At 61.8% G+C, this 25,428-nt stretch carries 21 protein-coding genes; 11 read left to right on the forward strand and 10 right to left on the reverse strand.

The window, feature by feature from the left end; genetic code table 11:
* Positions 1–28: 28 nt before the first annotated feature.
* The gene (locus tag AACU78_RS07880) at positions 29–700 is read right to left on the reverse strand and encodes a TetR/AcrR family transcriptional regulator (RefSeq protein WP_106575697.1); all 672 of its coding nucleotides are present in this window, start codon (positions 698–700) and stop codon (positions 29–31) included.
* Positions 701–846: 146 nt separating this feature from the next.
* On the opposite strand from AACU78_RS07880, the gene AACU78_RS07885 reads away from it, so the two are divergent.
* The 5 genes from AACU78_RS07885 to AACU78_RS07905 all read left to right on the forward strand — a co-directional run bounded on the left by AACU78_RS07885 (position 847) and on the right by AACU78_RS07905 (position 5,862).
* Positions 847–2,274, forward strand: coding sequence for a coniferyl aldehyde dehydrogenase (locus AACU78_RS07885; protein ID WP_106575698.1), 1,428 nt, complete (start codon positions 847–849; stop codon positions 2,272–2,274).
* 28 nt (positions 2,275–2,302) lie between these two features.
* Positions 2,303–2,848 carry a twin-arginine translocation pathway signal protein gene (locus AACU78_RS07890; protein ID WP_106575699.1) on the forward strand — a complete coding sequence of 182 codons (546 nt, stop codon included), beginning with the start codon at positions 2,303–2,305 and terminating at the stop codon, positions 2,846–2,848.
* Between the two features lie 151 nt (positions 2,849–2,999).
* Positions 3,000–4,595 carry a GMC family oxidoreductase gene (locus AACU78_RS07895; RefSeq protein ID WP_106575700.1) on the forward strand — a complete coding sequence of 532 codons (1,596 nt, stop codon included), beginning with the start codon at positions 3,000–3,002 and terminating at the stop codon, positions 4,593–4,595.
* A 114-nt stretch (positions 4,596–4,709) separates the two neighbouring features.
* Positions 4,710–5,189 carry a pantetheine-phosphate adenylyltransferase gene (gene coaD, locus AACU78_RS07900; RefSeq protein ID WP_003176711.1) on the forward strand — a complete coding sequence of 160 codons (480 nt, stop codon included), beginning with the start codon at positions 4,710–4,712 and terminating at the stop codon, positions 5,187–5,189.
* 421 nt (positions 5,190–5,610) lie between these two features.
* On the forward strand, positions 5,611–5,862 hold the full coding sequence (locus tag AACU78_RS07905) for a YfhL family 4Fe-4S dicluster ferredoxin (RefSeq protein ID WP_106575701.1): 252 nt from the start codon (positions 5,611–5,613) through the stop codon (positions 5,860–5,862).
* A 133-nt stretch (positions 5,863–5,995) separates the two neighbouring features.
* Here the strand turns inward: AACU78_RS07905 and mutM are convergent, their stop codons facing one another.
* Both mutM and AACU78_RS07915 read right to left on the reverse strand, forming a co-directional pair.
* Complete coding sequence (gene mutM / locus AACU78_RS07910; RefSeq protein WP_106575702.1) at positions 5,996–6,808, reverse strand: bifunctional DNA-formamidopyrimidine glycosylase/DNA-(apurinic or apyrimidinic site) lyase; 813 nt, start codon at positions 6,806–6,808, stop codon at positions 5,996–5,998.
* Positions 6,809–6,829: 21 nt separating this feature from the next.
* Positions 6,830–7,642 (reverse strand): HDOD domain-containing protein, encoded by an 813-nt coding sequence (locus AACU78_RS07915; RefSeq protein WP_177410058.1) that lies wholly within the window; start codon positions 7,640–7,642, stop codon positions 6,830–6,832.
* Between the two features lie 296 nt (positions 7,643–7,938).
* Here AACU78_RS07915 and AACU78_RS07920 point away from each other — a divergent pair, with 296 nt between their 5' ends.
* From AACU78_RS07920 to ilvD, 3 genes are all read left to right on the forward strand, one after another.
* Positions 7,939–9,135 (forward strand): class I SAM-dependent rRNA methyltransferase, encoded by a 1,197-nt coding sequence (locus AACU78_RS07920; protein ID WP_003213799.1) that lies wholly within the window; start codon positions 7,939–7,941, stop codon positions 9,133–9,135.
* Positions 9,136–9,383: 248 nt separating this feature from the next.
* Positions 9,384–10,544 (forward strand): MFS transporter, encoded by a 1,161-nt coding sequence (locus AACU78_RS07925; protein WP_106575704.1) that lies wholly within the window; start codon positions 9,384–9,386, stop codon positions 10,542–10,544.
* Between the two features lie 259 nt (positions 10,545–10,803).
* The gene (gene ilvD, locus AACU78_RS07930; protein WP_106575705.1) at positions 10,804–12,645 is read left to right on the forward strand and encodes a dihydroxy-acid dehydratase; all 1,842 of its coding nucleotides are present in this window, start codon (positions 10,804–10,806) and stop codon (positions 12,643–12,645) included.
* Between the two features lie 926 nt (positions 12,646–13,571).
* On the opposite strand, the gene AACU78_RS07935 is transcribed toward ilvD, so the two are convergent.
* Complete coding sequence (locus AACU78_RS07935) at positions 13,572–14,630, reverse strand: phosphorylcholine phosphatase (RefSeq protein WP_106575706.1); 1,059 nt, start codon at positions 14,628–14,630, stop codon at positions 13,572–13,574.
* Between the two features lie 241 nt (positions 14,631–14,871).
* Here AACU78_RS07935 and AACU78_RS07940 point away from each other — a divergent pair, with 241 nt between their 5' ends.
* Entirely contained in the window at positions 14,872–16,263 is a 1,392-nt protein-coding gene (locus AACU78_RS07940) for an L-cystine transporter (RefSeq protein WP_106575707.1), read from the forward strand.
* 85 nt (positions 16,264–16,348) lie between these two features.
* On the opposite strand, the gene AACU78_RS07945 is transcribed toward AACU78_RS07940, so the two are convergent.
* Positions 16,349–16,861 (reverse strand): dihydrofolate reductase, encoded by a 513-nt coding sequence (locus AACU78_RS07945; protein ID WP_106575708.1) that lies wholly within the window; start codon positions 16,859–16,861, stop codon positions 16,349–16,351.
* A gap of 69 nt (positions 16,862–16,930) precedes the next feature.
* On the opposite strand from AACU78_RS07945, the gene AACU78_RS07950 reads away from it, so the two are divergent.
* A complete protein-coding gene (locus AACU78_RS07950; protein WP_106575709.1) occupies positions 16,931–18,310 on the forward strand; it encodes a DUF2868 domain-containing protein in 1,380 nt (459 codons plus the stop codon).
* Complete coding sequence (locus AACU78_RS07955) at positions 18,303–19,670, forward strand: DUF3482 domain-containing protein (RefSeq protein ID WP_106575710.1); 1,368 nt, start codon at positions 18,303–18,305, stop codon at positions 19,668–19,670. The genes AACU78_RS07950 and AACU78_RS07955 overlap by 8 nt, the downstream gene beginning before the upstream one ends.
* Here AACU78_RS07955 and AACU78_RS07960 read toward each other — a convergent pair.
* The 5 genes from AACU78_RS07960 to AACU78_RS07980 form a co-directional block, all read right to left on the reverse strand.
* Positions 19,667–20,221, reverse strand: a complete 555-nt coding sequence (locus AACU78_RS07960; RefSeq protein ID WP_106575711.1) for a phosphonate degradation HD-domain oxygenase — start codon at positions 20,219–20,221, stop codon at positions 19,667–19,669. The two genes, AACU78_RS07955 and AACU78_RS07960, sit on opposite strands and share 4 nt — an antisense overlap.
* The gene (locus tag AACU78_RS07965) at positions 20,221–21,354 is read right to left on the reverse strand and encodes a TIGR03364 family FAD-dependent oxidoreductase (protein ID WP_106575712.1); all 1,134 of its coding nucleotides are present in this window, start codon (positions 21,352–21,354) and stop codon (positions 20,221–20,223) included. The genes AACU78_RS07960 and AACU78_RS07965 overlap by 1 nt, the downstream gene beginning before the upstream one ends.
* A gap of 126 nt (positions 21,355–21,480) precedes the next feature.
* Entirely contained in the window at positions 21,481–22,503 is a 1,023-nt protein-coding gene (locus AACU78_RS07970; protein WP_106575713.1) for a putative 2-aminoethylphosphonate ABC transporter substrate-binding protein, read from the reverse strand.
* A 22-nt stretch (positions 22,504–22,525) separates the two neighbouring features.
* The gene (locus AACU78_RS07975) at positions 22,526–24,232 is read right to left on the reverse strand and encodes a putative 2-aminoethylphosphonate ABC transporter permease subunit (protein WP_106575714.1); all 1,707 of its coding nucleotides are present in this window, start codon (positions 24,230–24,232) and stop codon (positions 22,526–22,528) included.
* A 1-nt stretch (position 24,233) separates the two neighbouring features.
* A complete protein-coding gene (locus AACU78_RS07980; RefSeq protein WP_106575715.1) occupies positions 24,234–25,298 on the reverse strand; it encodes a putative 2-aminoethylphosphonate ABC transporter ATP-binding protein in 1,065 nt (354 codons plus the stop codon).
* Positions 25,299–25,428: the final 130 nt, after the last annotated feature.

Below are 25,428 nucleotides of genomic sequence, written 5' to 3' on the forward strand. Positions count from 1 at the left end.
ACTCCTGTGAACAGATTCGGGAAAGGTCCTACTTCACTTCTTCCAGTGCCTGGTTCAACGGCACGTAAAACTCTTTAAACAAGGCGTCTACCGCCTCTTTGGCTTGAGGCGTGACAAACCCCGCCTCCAGCACCAGTACCTGGTACACCCCACGCTTGATCGCCTCGGCGCTCAAGTGGGCGGAATTTTCATTGGTGGTGCACAGAAATCGTACCCACGAGGTGAGGATGATCCAGGCATTGAGGGTCAGCGCCTCGGTTTGCACCGGGTCCATATTGAGGATGCCTGCATCGACAAACCCTTGATAGATGGCGCCGCCCTGGATCAGGCAACGCTGGGAAAAGCGCCGGTAGCCGGTGGCCAGTTCCGGATCGCTTTCCAGCAGGTGTTCCAGGTCGCGGTGCAGGAAGCGGTAGCGCCACATGCCAGCCAGCACGGCCTGCAGGTAAAAACGCTTGTCTTCGACGGTGACGGCGCGGCCCTGGGGCGGGCGCAGGAAACTGTCCACTAGGACTTCGTATTCGCGAAACAGCACAGCGATGATCGCCTGCTTGTTGGGGAAGTGGTAGTACAGGTTGCCCGGGGAAATTTCCATGTGGGCGGCAATGTGATTGGTGCTGACGCTGCGCTCGCCCTGCTGGTTAAAAAGCTCCAGGCTGGTTTGCACGATGCGCTCGCTGGTCTTTACTCGTGGTGCCATAGGGGATCAGCTTCTGAACACGTGATGGGGCATCTTACGGCCTATCCTTGTCTGGATAAATCCGCATGTTGCTGCAATGACATTTGACAATTTAGAGCAATGACTCTAAAAATCCAGGCAGACCTATAACAATCGGGAACTGCGCCATGTCTGCCAACGTTGCCTACCTGCAAGATTCCCAGGCGCTGGATCAGCTCCAGGACCTGTTCGACGCCCAGCGCCGTGCCTATGCCGCCAACCCGATGCCACCGGCGGCGCAGCGCCAACAATGGCTCAAGGCATTGCGCGATGTACTCAGCGACGAACGCCAGGCCCTGATCGACGCGATCAGCCAGGACTTCAGCCACCGCAGCGCAGACGAAACCCTGTTCGCCGAATTGATGCCGAGCCTGCATGGCATTCACTACGCCAGCAAACACCTCAAAGGCTGGATGAAACCTTCCCGCCGCGCTGTAGGCATCGCCTTCCAACCGGCATCTGCCAAGGTCATCTATCAACCACTGGGCGTGGTCGGCGTGATCGTGCCGTGGAACTACCCGTTGTATTTGGCCATCGGCCCATTGGTCGGCGCGTTGGCGGCCGGTAACCGGGTGATGCTCAAGCTCAGCGAATCCACGCCCGCTACGGGTGAACTGCTCAAGGCGCTGCTGGCGAAAATTTTCCCCGAAGACCTGGTGTGCGTGGTGCTGGGCGAAGCCGAAGTGGGCATGGCGTTTTCCAAATTGCGCTTCGATCACCTGCTGTTCACCGGCGCCACTAGCATCGGCAAGCACGTGATGCGTGCTGCGGCTGAACACCTGACCCCGGTGACGCTGGAGCTGGGCGGCAAGTCGCCAGCAATAGTCTCCGCCGATGTGCCGCTCAAGGACGCCGCCGAGCGCATCGCCTTCGGCAAATGCCTGAATGCCGGGCAAACCTGCGTGGCGCCGGACTACGTGCTGGTGCCCGAAGATCGCGTCGAGGGGTTCGTCGAGGCATACAGCAAGGCAGTTCGCGGGTTTTACCCAACCCTGACCGACAACCCGGACTACACCGCCATCATCAATGATCGGCAACAGGCCAGGCTGAATGCCTACGTCAAAGACGCCACCGACAAAGGCGCCACCCTGATCGCCTTGTACGACCAAGGCCAGGCACGGCGCATGTCCCACAGCCTGTTGCTGAATGTCAGCGATGAAATGACCGTGATGCAGGACGAAATCTTCGGCCCGGTGCTGCCGATCGTGCCGTATCGCGGCATCGACCAGGCGTTTGCCTACATCAACCAACGCCCTCGCCCGTTGGCCCTGTATTACTTCGGCTACAACAAGGGCGAGCAGAACCGCGTACTGCATGAAACCCACTCCGGCGGCGTGTGCCTGAACGACACCCTGCTGCATGTGGCCCAGGACGACATGCCCTTCGGCGGCATCGGACCTTCCGGCATGGGCCACTACCACGGCCACGAAGGGTTCCTTACGTTCAGCAAGGCCAAGGGCGTGCTGGTGAAGCAGCGCCTCAACGCGGCGAAATTGATCTACCCGCCCTATGGCAAGTCGATTCAGAAGTTGATTCAGAAGTTGTTTATTCGCTGATTCCGCCACTCTCGGGACAACAATAACAATGAACCCTAGCCTGACTGAAACACCTGCGCTGTCGCGGCGCGGCGTCTTGAAAATTGGCCTGTGTGCCAGCGCGTTCCTGGCCACTGCCGGGCTGGGCGCCAGCCTCAGCGGGTGTTCCAGCAGCACCCCGGCTAGCGGCTTTGCCATGCTGCGCAGCAGCGACTTGCCGTTCTTGCGCGCGGTGATCCCGGTGCTGCTCGAAGGCGCGGCCAGCGCCCAGGACGTGGTCGCCGGGATTGAAGACACGCTGAAAAAACTCGACTACAGCCTGCAGCACCTGTCGCCGGAGATGTTCAAGCTTACCCAGCAACTGTTCGACGTGCTGGGCATGGGCATCACCCGCGGCCCGCTGACGGGGATCTGGGGCAGTTGGGAAAATGCCAGCGGTGAGCAGATCCGCAACTTCCTGCATCGTTGGGAAAACAGCTACCTGAACCTGCTGCGCATGGGCCAGGGCTCGCTGCTCAAGCTGGTGATCATGGCGTGGTACTTCCGCCCGCAATCCTGGGCCCATTGCGGCTACCCCGGCCCGCCGAAGATCTAGACCTGACAACCCGATTAGAAAATGTGGGAGCTGGCTGGCCTGCGATGGCGGTGTATCAGCGATGAATTGATCGGCAGGCAAACCGCTAGCGCAGGCAAGCCAGCTCCCACACTGGTCGCAACTTCGTACAGAAAAATAAGAGTGCACACCTATGCCCGTACCCGATCTGTTCCGCGACGGCCTGGCCCGCGGCTGGAAAACCCACAATGGCGCCGCACTCGACAGCGACCTGACGCTGGAAGCCGATGTGGTGATCATCGGCAGTGGTGCCGGCGGTGGCACCACCGCCGAAATCCTCAGCGCCGCGGGCTACAAGGTGCTGCTGATCGAAGAGGGCCCGCTCAAGACCAGCAGCGACTTCAAGCTGCTCGAAGACGAGGCCTACGCCAGCCTGTACCAGGAAGGCATTGGCCGCATGAGCAAGGACGGCGCGATCACCATCCTGCAAGGTCGAGCCGTGGGCGGCACCACATTGATCAACTGGACGTCGAGTTTTCGCACGCCCGACGCCACGCTTTCCCACTGGGCCAGTGAGTACGCGGTGAAAGGCCACAGCAGCGCCGAGATGGCGCCGTGGTTCGAAAAAATGGAACAGCGCCTGGGTATCGCGCCATGGGCGATTCCACCGAATGCCAATAACGATGTGATCCGCAAAGGCTGCGAAAAGCTCGGTTACAGCTGGCACGTGATCCCGCGCAACGTGCGCGGCTGCTTCAACCTGGGCTATTGCGGCATGGGCTGCCCGGTCAACGCCAAGCAATCGATGCTGGTCACCACCATCCCGTCCACGCTGGAGAATGGCGGCGAGCTGCTGTACCTGGCCCGCGCCGAACGCTTGAACTACAGCGGCGACACCATCAGCAGCCTGGAATGCGTGGCCATGGACGCGCGCTGCGTCGCGCCCACGGGTCGCAAGATAACGGTCAAGGCCAGGCATTACGTGCTGTCGGGCGGCGGCATCAACAGCCCGGCGCTGCTGATGCGCTCGGACGCGCCCGACCCGCACTCGCGCGTGGGCAAGCGCACGTTTCTGCACCTGGTGAATTTCTCTGCCGCGCAGTTCGACGAGGTGATCAACCCGTTCTACGGCGCGCCGCAGTCAATTTATTCCGATCATTTTCAGTGGGTGGACGGCACCACCGGCAAAATGTCCTACAAGCTGGAGGCACCGCCCTTGCACCCAGGGTTGGCCAGCACGCTATTCGGCGGTTACGGCACCGGCAACGCGCTGGATATGAGCCAGTTGCCACATACCCACGCCATGCTTGCCCTTTTACGTGATGGTTTTCATCCCGACAGCCCTGGCGGCACGGTGGAATTACGCGGCGACGGTACGCCGGTTCTCGATTACCCAGTATCGCCCTACGCCTGGGACGGCCTGCGCCGAGCCTTCCACAGCATGGCCGAGATCCAGTTCGCGGCGGGCGCCAAGTCGGTCAAGCCGTTGCACCACGACGCGCGTTACGTCAGCACCCTGGCCGAAGCACGCAGCCTGATCGACGGCCTGAGCCTTGAACCGCATCGGACCACCCTGGGCAGCGCCCACGTGATGGGCGGTTGCGCCATGGGCGAAGACCCGAAAAACGCAGTGGCTGACAGCCTCGGTCGCCATCACCAGTTGCGCAACCTGTCGATCCACGATGGCTCGTTATTCCCCACCAGCATTGGGGCTAACCCGCAATTGTCGGTGTATGGATTAACCGCGCAACTGGCGACAGCGTTGGCCGAACGTCTGAAAACAGCGTGAAAAAACAGGTTATTCGCGGTGTCTATAGTGCTTTCTTCTGCATAAGTTGACTTGGCCGACCGGGATGGCTGCGATACCATCCGGTTCCCCAACGGACTCCGCCAGGACGACGCGATGAACCGAGTGTTGTACCCAGGTACCTTCGACCCGATTACCAAAGGCCATGGCGATCTGGTCGAACGCGCCTCTCGCCTGTTCGACCATGTGATCATCGCGGTCGCTGCCAGCCCCAAGAAAAACCCGCTGTTTCCCCTGGAACAGCGCGTGGAACTGGCGCGTGAGGTCACCAAACACCTGCCTAACGTGGAAGTGGTGGGTTTTTCGACGCTGCTGGCACACTTCGCCAAGGAGCAGAACGCCAATGTGTTCCTGCGTGGCCTGCGCGCGGTGTCCGACTTCGAGTACGAATTCCAGCTGGCCAACATGAACCGCCAACTGGCGCCGGACGTCGAAAGCCTGTTCCTCACGCCGTCGGAGCGTTATTCGTTCATTTCCTCGACGTTGGTCCGTGAAATCGCCGCTTTGGGCGGAGATATCACCAAGTTCGTGCACCCGGCTGTGGCGGATGCGCTGACACTGCGCTTCAAGAAGTAATTTTCTGATGAGCGGGCTTGCCTGTGCCAAGCCTGACTTGTCCATGCTGAGCCTGGCTTATCTGTGCTGAGCCTGGCTTATCTGTGCTGAGCCTGGTTTGTCTGTGCTGAGCCCGGTTTGTCTGTGCTGAGCGGGCTTATTGTGGCGAGCGGGCTTGCCCCGCGTTGGGCTGCGAAGCAGCCCCAATAAAGCCACCGCGTAGTTTCAGCCAAAACACGGCCGCCTGTTTTCAGGGCCGCTTCGCAGCCCAACGCGGGGCAAGCCCGCTCGCCACAACAAGCACGGAGCTCGCCACAATAGGCGCGGCGCTGCCCACAACAAGCCCAGCGATCGCCACAGCTCGCACTGCGGGCGCCAATGCGGCACAATTGCGCGCATTCGTTTTCAGATGCCCTGGCTGACAGCCCTGGCAGGAGTTTCCATGTCCCTGATCATCACCGACGATTGCATCAACTGCGACGTCTGCGAACCTGAGTGCCCGAACGCTGCGATTTCCCAGGGTGAAGAGATCTACGTGATCGACCCCAACCTGTGCACCCAATGCGTCGGCCACTACGACGAGCCTCAGTGCCAGCAAGTGTGCCCGGTGGATTGCATTCCGCTGGACGAGGCACACCCTGAGACTGAAGAGCAGTTGATGAAGAAATATCGGTTGATTACCGGTAAGGCCTGAGGTTCTTCAGTGCCATCAAGGGCCTCTTTGCGAGCACGCCCGCTCCCACCGTTGACCGAGTACCCACATCAAAATGCGGTCGAATGTGGGAGCGGGCTTGCCTGCGATGGCGACATCAGCCCTCACACAACACTCAGCTCTGGCACTTAGGGCAAAACACACTCGCCCGCTGCCCCAACACCACATTGCGCAATTCGCTGCCGCAGACCTTGCACGCCTCGCCGCCCCGGCCGTAGACGAACAGTTCCTGCTGAAAATACCCCGGCTGCCCGTCACCGCCGATGAAGTCCCGCAATGTGGTGCCGCCACGCTCGATGGCGGCGGCCAGCACACGCTTGATCTCAATCGCCAGCTTCAAATAACGCCCGCGAGAAATGCCACCGGCAGCCCTGCGCGGGTCAATCCCGGCGGCAAACAGCGCTTCGGTCGCATAGATATTGCCCACGCCCACCACCACCGCGTTGTCCATGATGAACGGCTTCACCGCCATCGACTTGCCGCGGGACAGCTGGAACAGCCGCTCGCCGTCAAACAGGTCAGTCAACGGCTCCGGCCCCAGGCGAATCAGCAATTCGTGGTTGTGCGGGTCCTGGCTCCAGAGCATTGCGCCGAAGCGCCGCGGGTCGGTGTAGCGCAGCGCCATTCCCGACTCCAGCTCGATGTCCACATGCTCATGCTTGAGCGCGGGTGAACCGGCTTCCACCAGCCGCAGGTTGCCCGACATGCCCAAGTGGCTGATCAAGGTGCCCACTTCGGCATTGATCAACAGGTACTTGGCCCGCCGCTCCACCAGCACGATGCGCTGCCCGGACAGGCGCACATCCAGGTCTTCCGGGATCGGCCAGCGCAAGCGCCGCTCACGCACCACCACACGGCTGACGCGTTGGCCTTCCAGGTGCGGCGCAATCCCGCGCCGGGTGGTTTCGACTTCTGGTAACTCGGGCATGTGTACCTCGTGAAAAAAGGGTCAGTGCGCGCCCAGTTCGCGGATCGACAACTTCATGCTTTCGAAGTCGTAGTCCGACAGGCCCACGTAATCCAGCACCAGATGGCCGATGGCATTCCATTCATGGTCCACGGCCTGGTTACCCAGTACGCGATAGGACGAACAGATGTGCTCAGCCATTTTCAGGATGGCCAGCAGGTTTTTAAGTTGCGGCGTGCGCGAGGACTCATCGCTGAAAATCGCCAACGCGTTGTGGTGGTTGGCAATCGCGTCGGTCACATGCTCCGGCAGACGCCAGGATTTGGCGGTGTAGTAACCGACCACGGCATGGTTGGTGTTGAACGCGTTGTTCTCGGTGTCGACCACGCGGCAATCGGGCCCGGCATTGGCGTAGGCCTGCTCCAGCACCGTCATGTAATTGGGGAACCGCTTGAGCATCAACGGCACGCCGCAATCGTGGAACAGCCCCAGGGCATAAGCCTCGTCCACCGCCTGCGAGCCGGTGCGCTTGGCCAGGGTCAGGCAGGTCATGGCCACATCCTGGGCGGTGTCCCAGAAGCGGTTGAGGGTGACAATGGTGTCGTCGCTCATCTCGCCTTTGATCGACTGCGCGTTGATCAAGTTGATGATCGAACGGCTGCCCAGCAGATTCACCGCGCGCTGGATCGAGGCAATCTTGTTGCTCAGGCCGTAATACGGCGAGTTGACGATCTTCAGCAATGCGCCGGACAGGCCAGGGTCCTGGGAGATCAACCGCGCGATCACTTCCAGGTCCGGGTCGGGCATGTACTGCTCCATCTGCAAATCCACCATGATTTGCGGTTGAGGCGGCACGCTGATGCCTTGCAGGGCCTGTTGGATCTGCTCGGCGGAAAGCTCTTGGGACATAAGTACACACTCTGGGCTAGGCGGGGATTCTAACCCTTATGAAGACTTGACCGACACCCAAATGCCGAACTGAAACCGGATCAAATGTGGGAGCGGGTCTGCTCGCGAAAGCCCGGTGTCAGTCACCCGATACAGTGGCTGATCCACCGCTTTCGCGAGCAAGCCCGCTCCCACATGTCCGGCGGCGCCGCGAATTCATGCACAACACGGTATACTCCCGCTCTTTTTTCCGGAGCGACGTCATGTCCCTGCCAAGCCTGCGTCTCAAAGCCAACGCCGATCGTCGTTTGCGCAACGGCCACCTGTGGGTCTACAGCAACGAAATCGACGTGGCCGCCACCCCACTTCACGGCTTCCAGGCAGGCGACCAGGCTATCCTGGAAGCGGCCGGCGGCAAGACCCTGGGCATCGTGGCCATGAGCCCGAACAACCTGATCTGCGCACGCCTGCTGTCGCGCGACATCAAGTTGCCATTGGACAAGTCGCTGCTGGTGCACCGCATCAACGTCGCGCTGTCGCTGCGTGACCGCCTGTTCGACAAGCCGTTCTACCGCCTGGTGTATGGCGACTCCGACTTGTTGCCAGGCCTGGTGGTCGACCGTTTCGGCGACATCCTGGTCGTCCAGATCGCTTCGGCGACCATGGAAGCCCACAAAGAAGACGTGATCGCCGCCCTGACCCAAGTGCTCAAGCCAAGCGGCATCCTGTTCAAGAACGACTCCGCCGCGCGCGACGCCGAAGGCCTCAACCGCTACGTTGAAACCGTGTTCGGCCTGGTGCCGGAATGGGTCGCGCTGGAAGAGAACGGCGTGAAATTCGAAGCCCCGGTAATCCAGGGCCAGAAGACCGGCTGGTTCTACGACCACCGCATGAACCGCGCCCGCCTGGCCCCGTATGCCAAAGGCAAACGCGTGCTGGACCTGTACAGCTACATCGGCGGCTGGGGCGTGCAAGCTGCAGCCTTCGGCGCCAGTGAAGTGTTCTGCGTCGACGCATCTGCCTTCGCCCTCGACGGTGTTGAGCGCAACGCGGCACTGAACGGCGTTGCCGAGAAGATGACCTGCATCGAAGGCGACGTGTTCGAAGCCCTCAAAGAGCTGAAAGCCAGCGAAGAGCGTTTCGACGTGATCGTGGCCGACCCGCCTGCCTTCATCAAGCGCAAAAAAGACATGAAGAACGGCGAAGGCGCCTACCGCCGCCTGAACGAGCAAGCCATGCGCCTGCTCAGCAAGGACGGCATCCTGGTCAGCGCGTCGTGCTCAATGCACCTGCCGGAAGACGACCTGCAAAACATCCTGCTGACCAGCGCCCGTCACCTGGACCGCAATATCCAGATGCTGGAACGCGGCGGCCAGGGTCCGGATCACCCAGTGCACCCAGCGATTGCCGAAACGCGCTACATCAAGAGCATTACGTGCCGGTTGTTGCCTAATAGCTGATTGAACGCGGGCTAAATGTGGGAGCGGGCTTGCTCGCGAAAGCGGCAAGTCAGTCGATGAATGAGTTGACTGACACTACGTACTCGCGAGCAAGCCCGCTCCCACATTTTGGTTTGTGGTGTGTCAGGGCAACTTTCCTATCACCGCAAACCACAACAATTCGGGAACCGCCCTTCAACGGTTTTGATTGAATTCCACATTTCGCAGACTAGTATCGGTTTCTGGAATTACTCCGGAAAACAAAAACAATGTCTGGGCCCTACCTCTCCCGCTTCATCCTCATCACCTGCATTTCCCTGATCAGCTTTTTCCCTATCAACATTCTGCTGCCCTCGTTTCCCGCACTGGCTGCCAGGTTCGACACACCTACCGCAGAAATCGCACTGTCGATCAGTCTGTTCACGCTGGTGTTTTCAGTGTCCCAATTGATTGCCGGCCCGCTGTCGGATAAATGGGGCCGCAAGGAAGTCTTGCTCGGTTGCATCACGCTGTCGATCCTGGGTGCGATAGGTTGCGCATTATCGACGGACTACCTGAGCTTCCTGCTGTTTCGCTCGGTCCAGGCCATGGGTTGCGGCTTCTTCGTACTGGGCCACGCGTTAGTGGAAGACCTGTTCGAAGAACAGGATAGAGCCCGTGTGCGCCTCTACTACATGACCCTGAGCGGCTCGTTCGTCGCTTTGTCACCGCTGATCGGCTCCTGGTTGCAAACCACCTTCGACTGGCAAGGTAGTTTCTATGGATTCGCACTGATGGCATTGGGCATGTTGATCCATGCGTTCTGCATACTGCCCTCCAAGTCCGCCAGCCCGCACCGCACGCCGGTGTCGATCATCGGCACGCTGAAAGATGTCGCGACCAATCGCGACTTCCTGCGTTACTGGTGGATCGCCGCGTTGGTATTCGCCTGCTACTTCGCCTTGATCAGCGTGACACCGTTGATTTTCATGGACTCGTTGAAACTCTCCGAATACCAGTACGCACTGGTACTCATGGTGTATGGCGTGGCCTATCTGCTCGGTGGCTTGGCGGCGTCGTATCTTCAAAAACGCATCTCGCTGTCCCGGCAAATCAACATCGGTCTTGGATTGCTGCTTATCGCAGGCGTGCTTCTGATGCTGATCGTCGGTCTTGGAGCTATCACCACCATCACCCTGCTGATCCCGATGCTGATCAGCGCCCTGGCCGTAACTCTGGTTCGCCCCGCCGCGATTTCCGCCGCCATGTTGCTGTTCTCCAGCAGCGCCGGCACCGCCGCCTCGGCCGGCAACAGCATCATGTTCATCACCGCTGCCGTCAGCAGCGCAGCCCTCGCCCAAGCCGGGGCCAACCTGCTGATGACCATCGCCATCAGCTTCATCGTGTTCAGCGTTTGGGGCGTGGTGACGAACGCGCGAGTCGGCCGCTGACCATGAAACTTGCACACCCACACGTCTCGTAAGCGCTATCTACACGCTGGCGGCCATTCCCTCCGGCCGCCAGCGGTGTAGAATCGACCCTATTCATCGCCAGTCATCCCCCGGCGGGTTTATGAGCTCGAGGCCCAAGCACGCGGCGATCCCGCGACGCGAGTGGCAACGTTTGGACACACAGCCATTTTCTGAGTGTTCCAGACGCCAATAGAGGCTCACTTCCCTTTAGTACTTGATTAGCCGCCCGGAGTGCTTCATGCCTGATTACCGCTCGAAAACATCCACCCACGGCCGCAACATGGCCGGCGCGCGCGCACTGTGGCGTGCCACGGGGATGAAAGATGACGACTTCAAAAAGCCGATCATCGCGATTGCCAACTCGTTCACCCAGTTCGTACCCGGCCACGTCCACCTCAAGGACCTGGGCCAACTGGTCGCCCGCGAGATCGAACGCGCCGGCGGCGTGGCGAAAGAATTCAACACCATCGCCGTGGATGACGGCATCGCCATGGGCCATGACGGCATGCTGTATTCGCTGCCGAGCCGCGAGATCATCGCCGACTCCGTGGAATACATGGTCAACGCCCACTGCGCCGACGCCATCGTGTGCATCTCCAACTGCGACAAGATCACCCCCGGCATGCTGATGGCCTCCCTGCGCCTGAACATCCCGGTGATCTTCGTCTCCGGCGGGCCGATGGAGGCCGGCAAGACCAAACTCGCCTCCCACGGCCTCGACCTGGTTGACGCCATGGTCATCGCCGCCGATTCCAGCGCGTCTGACGAGAAAGTCGCGGAATACGAGCGCAGCGCCTGCCCTACCTGCGGTTCGTGCTCCGGCATGTTCACCGCCAACTCGATGAACTGCCTGGTGGAAGCCCTGGGCCTGGCGTTGCCGGGCAACGGTTCCACGCTGGCCACCCACAGCGACCGCGAGCAGCTGTTCCTGCAGGCTGGCCGTACCATCGTCGAGCTGTGCAAGCGTTACTACACCGACAACGATGAGTCGGTGCTGCCGCGCAACATCGCCAACTTCAAGGCGTTCGAAAACGCCATGACCCTGGACATCGCCATGGGCGGTTCCACCAACACCATCCTGCACTTGCTGGCCGCCGCCCAGGAAGCCGAGATCGATTTCGACCTGCGCGACATCGACCGTCTGTCCCGCCACGTGCCGCAGCTGTGCAAAGTCGCGCCGAACATCCAGAAGTACCACATGGAAGACGTGCACCGCGCCGGCGGGATCTTCTCGATCCTCGGTTCGCTGGCCCGTGGCGGCCTGTTGCACACCGACCTGCCGACCGTGCACAGCACGAGCATGGCCGAAGGTATCGCCAAGTGGGACATCACCCAGACCACCGACGAAGCCGTGCATCACTTCTTCAAGGCAGGCCCGGCCGGCGTCCCGACGCAAACGGCGTTCAGCCAGTCCACCCGCTGGGACACCCTCGATGACGACCGTGAAAACGGCTGCATCCGCAGTGTCGAGCACGCCTACTCGCAAGAAGGCGGCCTGGCCGTGCTGTACGGCAACATCGCGCTGGATGGCTGCGTGGTGAAAACCGCCGGTGTGGATGAATCCATCCATGTGTTCGAAGGCAACGCCAAGATCTTCGAAAGCCAGGACAGCGCCGTGCGCGGCATCCTCGCCGACGAAGTCAAAGCCGGCGACATCGTGATCATCCGCTACGAAGGCCCGAAAGGCGGCCCGGGCATGCAAGAGATGCTCTACCCGACGTCGTACCTGAAATCCAAGGGCCTGGGCAAAGCCTGTGCGTTGCTCACTGACGGCCGTTTCTCCGGCGGCACCTCGGGCCTGTCCATCGGCCACGCTTCGCCAGAAGCCGCTGCCGGCGGCGCGATTGGCCTGGTGCAGGACGGTGACAAAGTACTGATCGACATTCCGAACCGCTCGATCAACCTGTTGATCAGCGACGAAGAACTGGCCGCGCGCCGGGTCGAGCAGGACAAGAAAGGCTGGAAACCGGTCGAGAAGCGTCCGCGCAAAGTCACCACCGCGCTGAAGGCTTACGCCCTGCTGGCCACCAGCGCCGACAAAGGCGCTGTGCGTAACAAAGCGATGCTCGACGGCCTGTAAGCCTCGCGCACGAAAATGCCCCGCCACGTGCGGGGCATTTTTTTGTCTGGATAAACCCTTCAGCAGTAGACCGAGTTCCAACATGCGTGTGTGATCGAATGTGGGAGCTGGCTTGCCTGCGATAGCGGTGGGCCAGTCGCCTCATGTAGGGCCTGACACAAAGCCTTCGCGGGCAAGCCCGCTCCCACAGGTGACCGGGTTCCAGCTTGAGCATGCGGTCGAATGTGGGAGCGGGCTTGCCTGCGATAGCGGTGGGTCAGCTGACTCATGTACTGCCTGACACACCGCCTTCGCGGGCAAGCCCGCTCTCACAGTTGATCGGGTTCCGGCTTGAGCATGCGGTTGAATGTGGGAGCTGGCTTACCTGCGATCGCGGTGGGTCAGCTGACTCATGTACTGCCTGACACACCGCCTTCGCGGGCAAGCCCGCTCTCACAGTTGATCGGGTTCCGGCTTGAGCATGCGGTTGAATGTGGGAGCTGGCTTGCCTGCGATAGCGGTGGGTCAGCTGACTCATGTACTGCCTGACACACCGCCTTCGCGGTGGGTCAGTCGCCTCATGTAGGGCCTGACACGCCGCCTTCGCGGGCAAGCCCGCTCCCACAGTTGACCGGGTTCCAACATGCGTATGCGGTCGAAGGTGGGAGCTGGCTTGCCTGCGATCGCGGTGGGTCAGCTGACTCATGCAGGGCCTGACACACCGCCTTCGCGGGCAAGCCCGCTCCCACAGTTGATCGGGTTCCGGCTTGAGCATGCGGTTGAATGTGGGAGCTGGCTTGCCTGCGATCGCGGTGGGTCAGCTGACTCATGTACTGCCTGACACACCGCCTTCGCGGGCAAGCCCGCTCCCACAGGTGACCGGGTTCGAACTTAGGTATGCGGTCGAATGTGGGAGCGGGCTTGCTCGCGAAGCAGGCGGCTCGGTCTTACTGAATCTCGTCCGGCTTGACGATCACCCAGTTCTTGTCCGCCGTCACCGGCAGCCCCTCCTTGGCCTGGGCCGCTGCGTGCTTGGCCATCATGCCGTTGAGTTGGGTCATGTATTTATCCTTGCGGTTGACCCACAGGTGGACGCCACCCTTGGCCACGTCCACATCGTGAAACAACATGTAGCCGTCGCTGGTGGGGGTGTCGCCGCCCACGATCACCGGTTTTTTCCACTCATCAATGTAGGTGAGGATCGCTGCGTGCTTGCCGGCCATCCAGGTCGCCGGGGTCCACAGGTACGGGGTCAGCTCCAGGCCGAGGTTGGCTTTTTCGTCGTATTTGCCGGCGGCGATCTGTTTGCGCGCGGTGGTCAGCTCGCCGGTCTTGCGATCCTTGAGCAAGGTGCTCACGCCGATGACGTTCTCGGGTTTGACGTTGTAGCCGTACTTGGGATCGGCGGCGACCATGCGCACCAACTCCTCGGATGCGGCGGTCATCACATACACCTCGATGCCGTTTTCCATCAGTTTGTTGAACAGCTCAGCCTGGCCGGTGAAGACCTTCGGCGGCTGCACGTCCATGGTCTTGACCACGTCACCGTCGTAATAGGTGACCGGCACCGGCTTGCCCGACGCCATCATCTCGTCGACGTAGCCCTTGAGTTCCTTGAGGGTGAAGCCGGAGAAAATCTGCGCAACCCACGGGTAGCAGACCATGTCGTCCACTTCGCAGAGTCGGTAGTAGTAGCTGAACAGGCTTTCCTTGTGGTCGGCGGTGTCTTTGAACGGGATCAGCTTGAGGGACGGGTCCATGGTGTCGCGGGTGATCAGGCCTTTGTTCTCAAGGTACGGCAGCAGGGACTCTTCGAGGTCGTAGCGGTAACTGGTGTTGTCCATGTCGAACACCGCGAAGTTACCTTTGTTGGCGTTGGCGGCGATCATCTTGTTCAGTTGCTCGGCGGCAGGCGCCGGCCAGTGCTTTAACTCGGTGGCGGCAAATGCCTGGCTGGCGAGGCCCAAGCAGAAGGCGGCGGCCAGTAGTGTTGGCGCGAGCTTCATAAGCGTTTTCTCCCTGAGTGAAAGACATCGACGCTAACAAATCTGTGTGACAGTTATCGCCCGAGCACGACCGCTTGCGTCGTGATTGCGCCAAGAGCGTGTGCCTGAGCGTCAAACGCTTATTCCAAAAACGACAGTCACCATTCCATATCGGTATTAAATCAATATATTTCAAGCTGTTAGGATTTCCGGTTCGCAATCGCAGGCTCACGCGATTGGCTGCCTTCTCAACGGAGCTTCAATGAATCTGCCCCTGATTCTCAACGTACTGGTGTTCGTGGCCCTGCTTTTGGGCCTGGCACAAACGCGTCACACCCACTGGAGCCTCGCTAAAAAGGTCCTGTTTGCGCTGGTGCTCGGCGTGCTGTTCGGCGCCGCGTTGCACACGATTTATGGCGACGGCAACCCGGTGCTCAAAGCCTCGATCAGCTGGTTTGACCTGGTCGGCAATGGTTACGTGCAGTTGCTGCAAATGATCGTGATCCCGCTGGTGTTCGCCTCGATCCTCAGCGCCGTGGCGCGTCTGCACAACGCCTCGTCCCTGGGCAAGATCAGCTTCCTGACCATCGGCACGCTGCTGTTTACCACGGCAATTGCGGCGCTGATCGGTATCGGCCTGACCAACCTGTTCGGCCTTACCGCCGAAGGCCTGGTGGCCGGCACCCAGGAAATGGCGCGCCTGCAAGTGATCCAGAGCGATTACGCAGGCAAGGTCGCCGACCTGAATATCCCGCAGCTGCTGCTGTCGTTCGTGCCAGCCAATCCGTTTGCCGACCTGGCCCGGGCCAAGCCGACGTCGATCATCAGCGTGGTGATTTTTGCTGCGTTCCTCGGAGTTGCCGCACTGCAACTGCTCAAGGACGACGTGGAAAAAGGCCAGAAAGTGCTCAACGCCATCGACACCCTGCAAGCCTGGGTGATGCGCCTGGTGCGCCTGGTAATGAAGCTGACGCCCTACGGCGTGCTGGCGCTGATGACCAAAGTGGTCGCCGGCTCCAACCTGCAAGACATCATCAAGCTCGGCAGTTTTGTAGTGGTGTCGTACCTGGCGCTGGGCTTGATGTTTGTGGTGCACGGCCTGCTGCTGTCGCTGGCCGGGGTCAACCCGCTGCGCTTCTTTCGCAAGGTGTGGCCGGTGCTGACCTTTGCCTTCACCAGCCGCTCCAGCGCAGCCGCCATCCCGCTGAGCATTGAAGCGCAGACCCGCCGCCTGGGTATCCCGCAATCAATTGCCGGTTTCGCCGCCTCGTTTGGCGCCACCATCGGCCAGAACGGTTGCGCCGGTCTCTACCCGGCCATGCTTGCGGTGATGGTTGCACCGACCGTGGGCATCAACCCACTGGACCCGCTGTGGATCGCGACCCTGGTGGCGATTGTGACCTTGAGCTCGGCCGGTGTGGCCGGTGTTGGCGGCGGCGCGACCTTTGCCGCGCTGATCGTACTGCCGGCGATGGGCTTGCCGGTGTCACTGGTGGCGCTGCTGATTTCCGTGGAGCCGCTGATCGACATGGGCCGTACGGCGCTGAACGTGAACGGTTCGATGACGGCCGGTGCGATTACCAGCCAGATCATGGGGCAGACGGATAAAGCGTTGCTGAATGCCGATGAGCATGCAGAGTTAGCGCAAGCCTGATAGACCGCTATCGGGGGCAAGCCCCCTCCCACAGTTGACCGAGTGAACGCGATCAAGTGTGGGAGGGGGCTTGCCCCCGATGCTTTTAGGCTTTTTCCCAGACTTCGAAGTTGTACGCGGGCTTACCGCCCTCAGCCGGGTTCTCGACATTCGACACCAGCTTCCACTGGTTCAGATCAAACTCGGGAAACCACGCATCCCCTTCCGGGCTCAACGCAACCCGCGTCAGATACAGGCGATCCGCCTGCTCCAACCCTTGCGCATACAACTGCGCACCGCCGATCAGCATCAGCTCATCCACGCCCTGCTCCAGTGCCCAGGCCTCAGCCCGTTCCACCGCCGCAGCCAACGACGGAAAAACTTGCGCACCTTCAAGCTTAAGATCGGTCTGACGGCTGACCACAATGTTCAAGCGCCCCGGCAACGGTCGGCCCAGTGAATCCCAGGTCTTGCGCCCCATGATGATCGGCTTGCCGAGCGTGGTGGCCTTGAAATATTTGAAATCCCCCGGCAAATGCCAGGGCATGCTGTTGTCGACGCCGATCACGCGGTTTTCACCGAGGGCTGCGATCAGGCTTAAAGGGAGAGTTTTTTTCATGGCGACGAGAATACCAGAGCTGCGAGTCTGCGGTTATGCTCCAACCTCACTTGCTCAACAGGACGGCGCGTGACTGCTCTGACTCCCCTGCACACACTGTGGCTGACAGAAACCGTGCGCCTGCGTGAAGAACACGCCGGCCCACTCGAAGACCTGGAAGCCAACCGCCTGGCCCGCACGGCCGGTGGCGACTTGCCGACGCGCATTCAGGCGCGCGCCCTGCACTTGGCCGAGCGCGACGGACTGACCGGCGCCCTCACCCGCTGGCTGCAAGGCGCCCGTTTGGCGTTGGTGCTGCTGGCCGTGGTCGCGGTGATCAGCGGCGCCGGCCTGGCGTTTGCTGCGCTGGGTAACGGCCTGACTCCGGTGAATGTGTTCTGGGCGCTGGGCAGTCTGCTCGGTTTGAACCTGATTCTGCTGCTGAGCTGGGCCTTGGGCCTGGCGTTTGCCGGCGAGCACAGCGCCAGCCTCGGCCGCCTGTGGCTGTGGCTCAGCGAAAAATTCGCGCGTGATGCCAAGGCGGCTCAGTTGGCGCCGGCGCTACTGCTGTTGCTGCAACGCCACAAACTCAATCGCTGGGCAGTGGGTGTGCTGGTCAACAGCCTGTGGCTGCTGGCATTGCTCAGTGCCATGGTGATTTTGCTGACACTGCTGGCCACCCGACGCTACGGTTTTGTGTGGGAAACCACCATCCTGGGCGCCGACACGTTTGTCGCCGTCACCCAAGCCCTCGGCAGCCTGCCCGCGCTGCTGGGCTTTAACGTGCCGACCGTCGACATGATCCGCGCCAGCGGCGACTCCGCCCTGAATATCGAAAGCGCACGGCAGGCCTGGGCCGCCTGGCTGGTGGGCGTGCTGCTGGTGTACGGCCTGCTGCCGCGTTTGATCCTCGCGCTGCTGTGCCTGTGGCGCTGGAAACGTGGGCGCGCCGCCCTGCGCCTGGACCTCAACCTGCCCGGCTACAGCGCGTTGCGCGAACGCCTGATGCCAAGCAGCGAACGGCTCGGTGTCAACGATGCAGCGCCTGAACAGCTGCACCACGTCAGCGGCGGCGTCAGCGAACTGGAGAGCGACGGCGCCTTGCTGGTGGCCATCGAACTCGATGATCAGCACCCGTGGCCGCCCAAACTACCGGCCAGCATCAAAAACGCCGGCATTCTGGACAGCCGCGAATCGCGCAACAAACTGCTGGAACAGCTCACGCGCTTTCCACCCGCACGCCTGGCCATCGCCTGCGACCCTCGTCGCTCGCCTGACCGTGGCAGCCTGGCGCTGATCGCCGAACTGGCACGCAGCGCCACGGCCACCCGCGTGTGGCTGCTGCAGGCACCGCCCGGCCAGGCGCTGGACGCCGAGCGCCTTGGCGATTGGCACGCCGCGTTGCACCAACTCGAACTGCCCTTCGCCGACTGCGCGCCGCTCACATGGCTGGAGACCGGTCATGACTAAACCGCTGAAACTGGCCGTGGTCGGCCACACCAATGTCGGCAAGACGTCGCTTTTGCGCACGCTGACCCGTGACGTCGGCTTCGGCGAAGTCTCCCATCGCCCCAGCACCACTCGGCATGTGGAAGGCGCGCGGTTGTCGGTCGACGGCGAAGCCTTGCTGGAGCTGTACGACACGCCCGGGCTGGAAGACGCGATTGCCTTGCTCGATTACCTGGAGCGCCTGGATCGCCCCGGCGAGCGCTTGGACGGCCCGGCACGCCTGGCGCGTTTCCTGAAAGGCAGCGAAGCGCGCCAGCGTTTCGAACAAGAGGCCAAGGTGTTGCGCCAACTGCTGGCCTGCGACGCCGGCCTGTATGTGATCGACGCTCGCGAGCCGGTGCTGGCCAAGTACCGCGACGAGCTGCAAGTGCTGGCCAGTTGCGGCAAGCCGCTGCTGCCGGTGCTCAACTTCGTCAGCAGCAGCGACCACCGCGAACCCGACTGGCGCGAAGCCCTGGCCCGCCTGGGTCTGCACGCGCTGGTGCGGTTCGACAGCGTCGCGCCGCCGGAAGACGGGGAGCGTCGCCTGTATGAAAGCCTGGCCCTGCTGCTGGAGAATGCGCGGCCGCAGCTGGAACGGCTGATCCTCGATCAGCAAGCCCAGCGCCAGGCCCGCCAGCTGAGCGCCGCGCGGTTGATCGCCGAATTGTTGATCGACTGCGCGGCGTGCCGGCGCAGCGTGGTCACTGAGGATGAACAGCAAGCCATCAGCGATTTACGCAAGGCCGTGCGCCAGCGCGAACAAAAATGCGTGGAAGCCCTGCTCAAACTCTTCGGCTTTCGCCCGCAGGACGCCACCGCCAGCGATTTGCCGCTGCTCGACGGCCGTTGGGGCGATGACCTGTTCAACCCCGAAACCCTCAAGCAACTTGGCGTGCGCGTCGGCGGTGGGATCGCCGCAGGCGCGGCCGCCGGGGCCGGCGTGGACTTGCTGGTTGGCGGCCTGACCCTGGGCGTCGCCGCGATTGCCGGTGCGATTGCCGGCGGTGCGCTGCAAACCGCGCGCAGCTACGGCAGCCGTCTGCTGGGCAAGATCAAAGGCCATCGCGAGCTGACCGTCGACGACAGCGTGCTGCGCCTGCTCGCCTTGCGCCAACGCCAGTTGCTCAAGGCCTTGAACCTGCGTGGCCATGCGGCGATGCACAGCATCAAGGTCGACACGCCCCAGGACAAAACCTGGCGCGAGGGCAAGCTGCCGGACGCGCTGCATAAAGCCCGCGCGCATCCGCAATGGTCGTCCCTCAACCCTCACGCCAAACTCAGCCAGGCCGAGCGCCAGGAACAGGTCGAGGCGCTGGCCCTGCGCCTGGATGAACGCTAAGCCGCAAGCAATCGCCGGGCCTTGGCCTTCAATACTTCAAGGTCCAGCACCGGCACGTGCATGTCCTTGGCCTGCTCATCCCAGTGGCGCATGCGCAGGCTCACCGAACAAAGCGGGTCCTGTTCGAACGCCTGGGCTTCTTCGGCGCTCATCACGCCGCCCTGGTAACCCAGGGTGCGGCGGCTGGCTTCGCTCAAGCGGGCATGATAGTCCGGCTGGCTGAAGGTCAGGTAACGCTTGGCCTGCACGTGATACTCCACCAGCCTGGCCATGCGTTCGCTGAACCCTGCGCGGCGCAAATAATCCGCGCCCAGCCGCTCATGACTGGCCACGCCGTAGCCGCCCATGTTCTCGCCGCCCTGGCCACAGAGGTGCCCGATGTCGTGGAAAAATGCCGCCAGCACCACTTCATCGTCAAAGCCCTCAGCCATCGCCAGCTGCGCGGCCTGGGACATGTGTTCGATCTGCGACACCGGCTCGCCGATGTAGTCGGCCGTGCCATGTTGCTCGTACAGGCCGAAGAGTTCGGCAATCGCCTGTTCCGGGTTCATCACGCCTCACCCCACACTGTGCTGATGTTTCGTTCGGCCATCGCCGGCCCGACGCTCATGCCCACGCCGGTGTGCATCAACGCCGCGCTCACGCCCGGTGCTACGCGCAGGAACGAAAACGGCCCCGGTCCACGCGCGCCGTACACGCCCTGCCAGCGCTCCACCACCTGAACCTTGCAACCCAGGGTCTGCTGCGCCAGTTCGATCATCCAGTCATCGACCTGCTCGGTATTGAACGGCGAGGCATCGCGGCCGTAGTCATGGGAGTCACCGATGATCAGTTCGCCATAAGGCGTCGGGCTGATCAGCAAGTGAATGCCGTGTTCATGCAAATGCGGTGAATCGCGCAGGATGTGCGCCTGCACGGGCGAAGCTTCCGGCAGATCGGCGAAGGCGCCGTAGTGCACACAACTGAGGCCTGTGAGCAACGCGTGTTGCAGGTTCAGGTTAACGACGGGGCGGGCGCGCAGCATTTGCAGGCGACAGACACTCGGGTTGAGTTCGGCGATCGATTCCGCCAGCAGGGTTTGGTAGTCATGGCCGGAGCACACGATGACCTGCTCGCCACGAAAGCTCCCCGCCGTGGTGTGCACGTGGCCGGGCTCAACGTCGCGCACCAGCGTGGAGAAATGAAACTCCACCTTCAATTCGCTGCGAAGGTAGTTGATCAGCGCCGGAATTGCTTCGCGCGAATACAACTGCTGATCGTCTTTGCCATGCAGCGCAGCGCGGTGATGGCGGAACTGGCCGCCATATAAATCCTTCATCGCGGCGCCTTGCAGCAGTTCGACGTTGTAGCCGTAAGCCTGCGCACGACCGGCGCAAAAAGCTTCCAACAGATGTTCTTCCGCCTCTGTACGCGCAAACAGGTATGAACCGTTGCGCTTGAGCTGCAGGCCGGCCACCTGCGCCCAATGCCCCCAGATATCACGGCTTTGCCGGGCCAGGTCGAGCATCGGCCCCGGCGGTTGGCCGGTGACCAGCGCCTGGCCAAAGTTGCGCACTGAGGCGCCGAGCGGCGTGGCGCTGCGTTCGAAGACCTTGACCTTGAGGCCGCGCTTGGCGGCGGCGTAGGCGTGGGACAGGCCGAGGATGCCGGCGCCGATGATCAATAAGTCGCTGTGTTGTGTCATTAAAGGGTGTCCTGAATTCGAAGCCGCTATCGCCGGCAAGCCAGCTCCCACATTTTTGATTTATGAACACCGTCAAATGTGGGAGCTGGCTTGCCGGCGAAGAGGCCATCAGCCCTAACGAAAATCTTACTGACCGGCCACCTTCTCGGACTTGCCGTCATAGCGCTTGCGCCATTCAGTCAGGATGCTGTCGCGGTTTTTCGAAGCCCAGGCGAAGTCGTTCTTGATCAGGCGTTGCTCATAGTCGGCGGGCAATTCGGTCTGCGGCTTGGCGATACCGGGCTGGGCAAGTACGGCAAAATTGTCTTTGTACAGGTCCATCGCCGCCGCGCTGGCGGAGAAGTCCGCGAGCTTTTTAGCCGCATCGGCGTGGGCAGTGCCCTTGATCACAGCAGTCGCTTCAATGTCCCAGCCCAGGCCTTCCTTGGGCAGGATGATGTCCAGCGGCGCGCCCTGGCGTTTCAGTTGAACGGCGGGGTATTCGAAGGAAATACCAATCGGGAACTCACCCGAAGCCGCCAGCTTGCACGGCTTGGAACCGGAGTGAACGTACTGGCCGATGTTCTGGTGCAAATCGTCCATGTACTGCCAGCCCTGCTTCTCGCCGAAGGTTTGCAGCCAGGCACTGACATCCAAAAAGCCGGTACCGGAAGAGGCCGGGTTGGGCATCACGATTTTGCCCTTGTACTCAGGCTTGGTCAGGTCTTGCCAACTCACCGGCTTGGTCAGGCCCTGCTTCTCGGCTTCGATGGTATTGAAGCAGATGGTTGCGGCCCACACGTCCATGCCGACCCACGCCGGCGGGTTGGCAGCGTCGCGGTAGTTTTTGCCGATCTTGTCCAGGCCCTTCGGCGCATAGTTATCCAGCATGCCTTGCTGATCGAGAATCGCCAGGCTAGAGGCAGCCAGGCCCCAGACCACGTCGGCTTGCGGGCGGTCTTTCTCGGCCAAAAGTTTGGCGGTGATGATGCCGGTGGAGTCGCGCACCCATTTGATCTCGACGTCGGGATTGGCCTTTTCGAAGGCCTGTTTGTAGGTCTTCAACTGCTCGGCTTCGAGGGCCGTGTACACAGTCAGCTCGGTCTTGGCGAAGGCATTCAGGCTGAATGCGGTGAGTACGGCAGCGACCAGCGCCAGGGGTTTGAACATGGAGCACCTCCTTCAAGGATATTTATTGGCCGGGCGCGGTCTGGCGCCAGGCTTGTGAGCGACGCAGCGCGCCACGTGAGGCCCACGCCAGCAGCAGCGAGACGCCGGCCGAGGTGAACAGAATCAAGGTCGACATGGCCGCCGCACCGCCCACGTTGCCGGCGTCGTCCATGTTCAATACGGCGACGGCGGCGAGGATGGTGTCGGGGCTGTAGAGGAAGATTGCGGCCGACACGGTGGTCATCGCCGACACAAACAGGTAGCGCACGATGTCCAGCAGCGCCGGCAGACAAATCGGCACGGTGACACGCAGATAGTGGCGGTACAACGGCGCCTTGAGGGACAGCGCGGCGGCTTCGAATTCGCTGTCCAGCTGGCGCAAGGCCGTGGTCGCGGTCATCTGCGCGGTGGTCAGATAGTGCGCAATGGTGCACACCACCAACAGGGTCATAGTCCCGTAAAACACATGCAGCGGGTTGCCGCCCAGATTGAAAAAGAACACGTAGCCCAGGCCCAACACCAAGCCCGGCACGGCCATCGGCACAAAGCTGAGCATGCGCAGCGCCAGGTTCAGGCCCTTCTGGCTTTTGGTCTTTTCCATCAGGTAGGCGCCGGTGAAGATCAACACGCTGCCGATTAGCGCCGTGCACAGCGCCATGGTCAGGCTGTTGCGGTAGGCCAGCCAACCGCCGCCGGCCGTGTCTTCGAACTGGTAGTGGTTGAGCGACAACGACAGGTTGTACGGCCAGAACTTCACCAGCGAGGAATACACCGCCATGCCGAATACCAGCAGCAACACCGCGCAGATCAGCAACACAATGGCCAGGTAGCAACCATCGCGCAGCCGCGACGGTGCCGGCTGGAACACCTGGGCGCGGCCGCTCATGGCATCGCCCTGCCGACGGCGCAGCCAGGCATCGACGCCAAAGCTGAACAGCGCCGGTAGCAGCAACACCATGCCGATCAACGCGCCGCGACCAAACTGTTGCTGGCCGACCACCGCCTTGTAAGCTTCCAGCGCCAGCACCTGATAATCGCCGCCGACTACAACGGGTACTCCGAAGTCGGTGATGGTCAGGGTGAACACCAGACAAAACGCGGCGAACACCGCTTGGCGCGTGGCCGGCCAGGTGATGCTGCGAAACGCCCGCGCGGGGCTGGCGCCCATGCTCGATGCCGCATCGAAAAGCCGCGCATCCGCCAGCGACAGAGCTGACAGCAGGATCATCAAAGCGTGTGGGAAGGTGTAGATCACCTCACCCAGAACAATGCCCCAGAAGCCGTAGATATTGTCCGAGAGCACACCGCGCAACAGGCCTTGGTTGCCGAACAGGTACACCAGCGCAATTCCCGGCAGCATCGACGGCGCCATCAACGGCAGCAGTGACAGACCACGCCACATCGCTTTGCCGGGAATCAACGTGCGTTGCAGGGCGTAGGCAAAGAGGTAGGCCAGCGGTACGACGATGGCCGCCACGCTCAGGGAGACTTTCAGGCTATTGCCCAGCAGCCAGTGGAAGTTAGTGCTCGTCAGCATTTCCCGCGCCGCAGCAAGACCGCCGCCCTGCCCGGCTTCACTGCTGAAACCGCGCCAGAAGATCGCCAGCAATGGCAGCAATACGGCGACACCCAGCAGCACCAGCCACAGCAGTTTGCCGCCGAGCACAAAAATACGGTCGCCGTTTTCGGCGCGCGATACCGGGCGCGGCAGTGTCATCACAGCCGCCATCTCAGGCAAACACCTGCAGGCTGCGCGGCGGCAAGGCGACCCAGATGTCCTGGGCTCCCAGGCGTGGCATGGCTTCCGGGGCCAACTCAGCCAGCAGCGCGTGGCCGGGCAATTGTTCCAGCTCAAACCGCATGCGGCAGCGATTGCCAAGAAACGTGATCTCGCGAACCTTGGCCGGGAACAGGTTTTCTTCATGCACCGGCGGGTTGACGCTGATGGCTTCCGGGCGGCAGAACAAGCGCCCGGATTTCGCCATGCCAGCATCGTCGGCCAGGCGCATGTTCATCCCGCCAACCTGGGCATGGCTCGCACTGTTGCGGCTGAACGGCAGCCAGTTACCCTGGCCGACAAACTCGGCCACAAACGGCGTGGCCGGGCGGTCGTAGATTTCCTGGGGCGTGGCGTATTGCTCGACCTTGCCATTGTTCATCACGGCAATGCGGTCGGCCATCAGCATGGCCTCGTCCTGATTGTGGGTGACCATCAGTGTGGTGATACCCAGACGCCGCTGCAGCTGGCGCAGCTCGGTGCACAAATGCTCGCGCACACGGGCATCGAGGGCCGACATGGGCTCGTCGAGCAGCAACAGCGATGGCGCCGGTGCCAGGGCACGGGCCAGGGCGACGCGTTGTTGCTGGCCGCCGGAAAGTTGGCCGGGGTATTTCTTTTCGCTGCCCAGCAGGCCGACCAGTTCGAGCATCTGGCCGACACGCGTGCGCACCTCATCGCGGCCGCTGCCGGTGAGGCCGTAGCCGATATTCGCCTCGACGGTAAGGTTGGGAAACAGTGCGTAGGACTGAAACAGAATGCCGTAGTCCCGCGCCTGCGGTGGCAGCAGGGAAACGTCGCGGTTGCCCAGGCGCAGCTCACCGCTGTCCTGGCGTTCCAGGCCGGCGATGCAGCGCAGCAAGGTGGTCTTGCCGCAACCGGACGGGCCCAGCAGGCACACCAGCTCGCCGGCGGCGACGTCCAGGGACACATTGTCCAGCGCAGTGAAGGCACCGAAGCGTTTCTGGATACCGCGCACCGTCATTGGCGCGCCGGGGTGGGTCAGGGCTGTGTTCATGGAGGCACCTCATCAAACTGATGAAGGCCATGCTAGGTGGGCAATGCGTACCTGGTGTGGCAGGAAGGCAAAACGCGGTGATAGTGGTATTGGTGGATTTGGGTAGGATTTGGAGACTGTGTCGTAAGGG

This window comes from Pseudomonas sp. R9.37, from assembly GCF_963878885.1.
Classification (GTDB): Bacteria; Pseudomonadota; Gammaproteobacteria; order Pseudomonadales; family Pseudomonadaceae; genus Aquipseudomonas.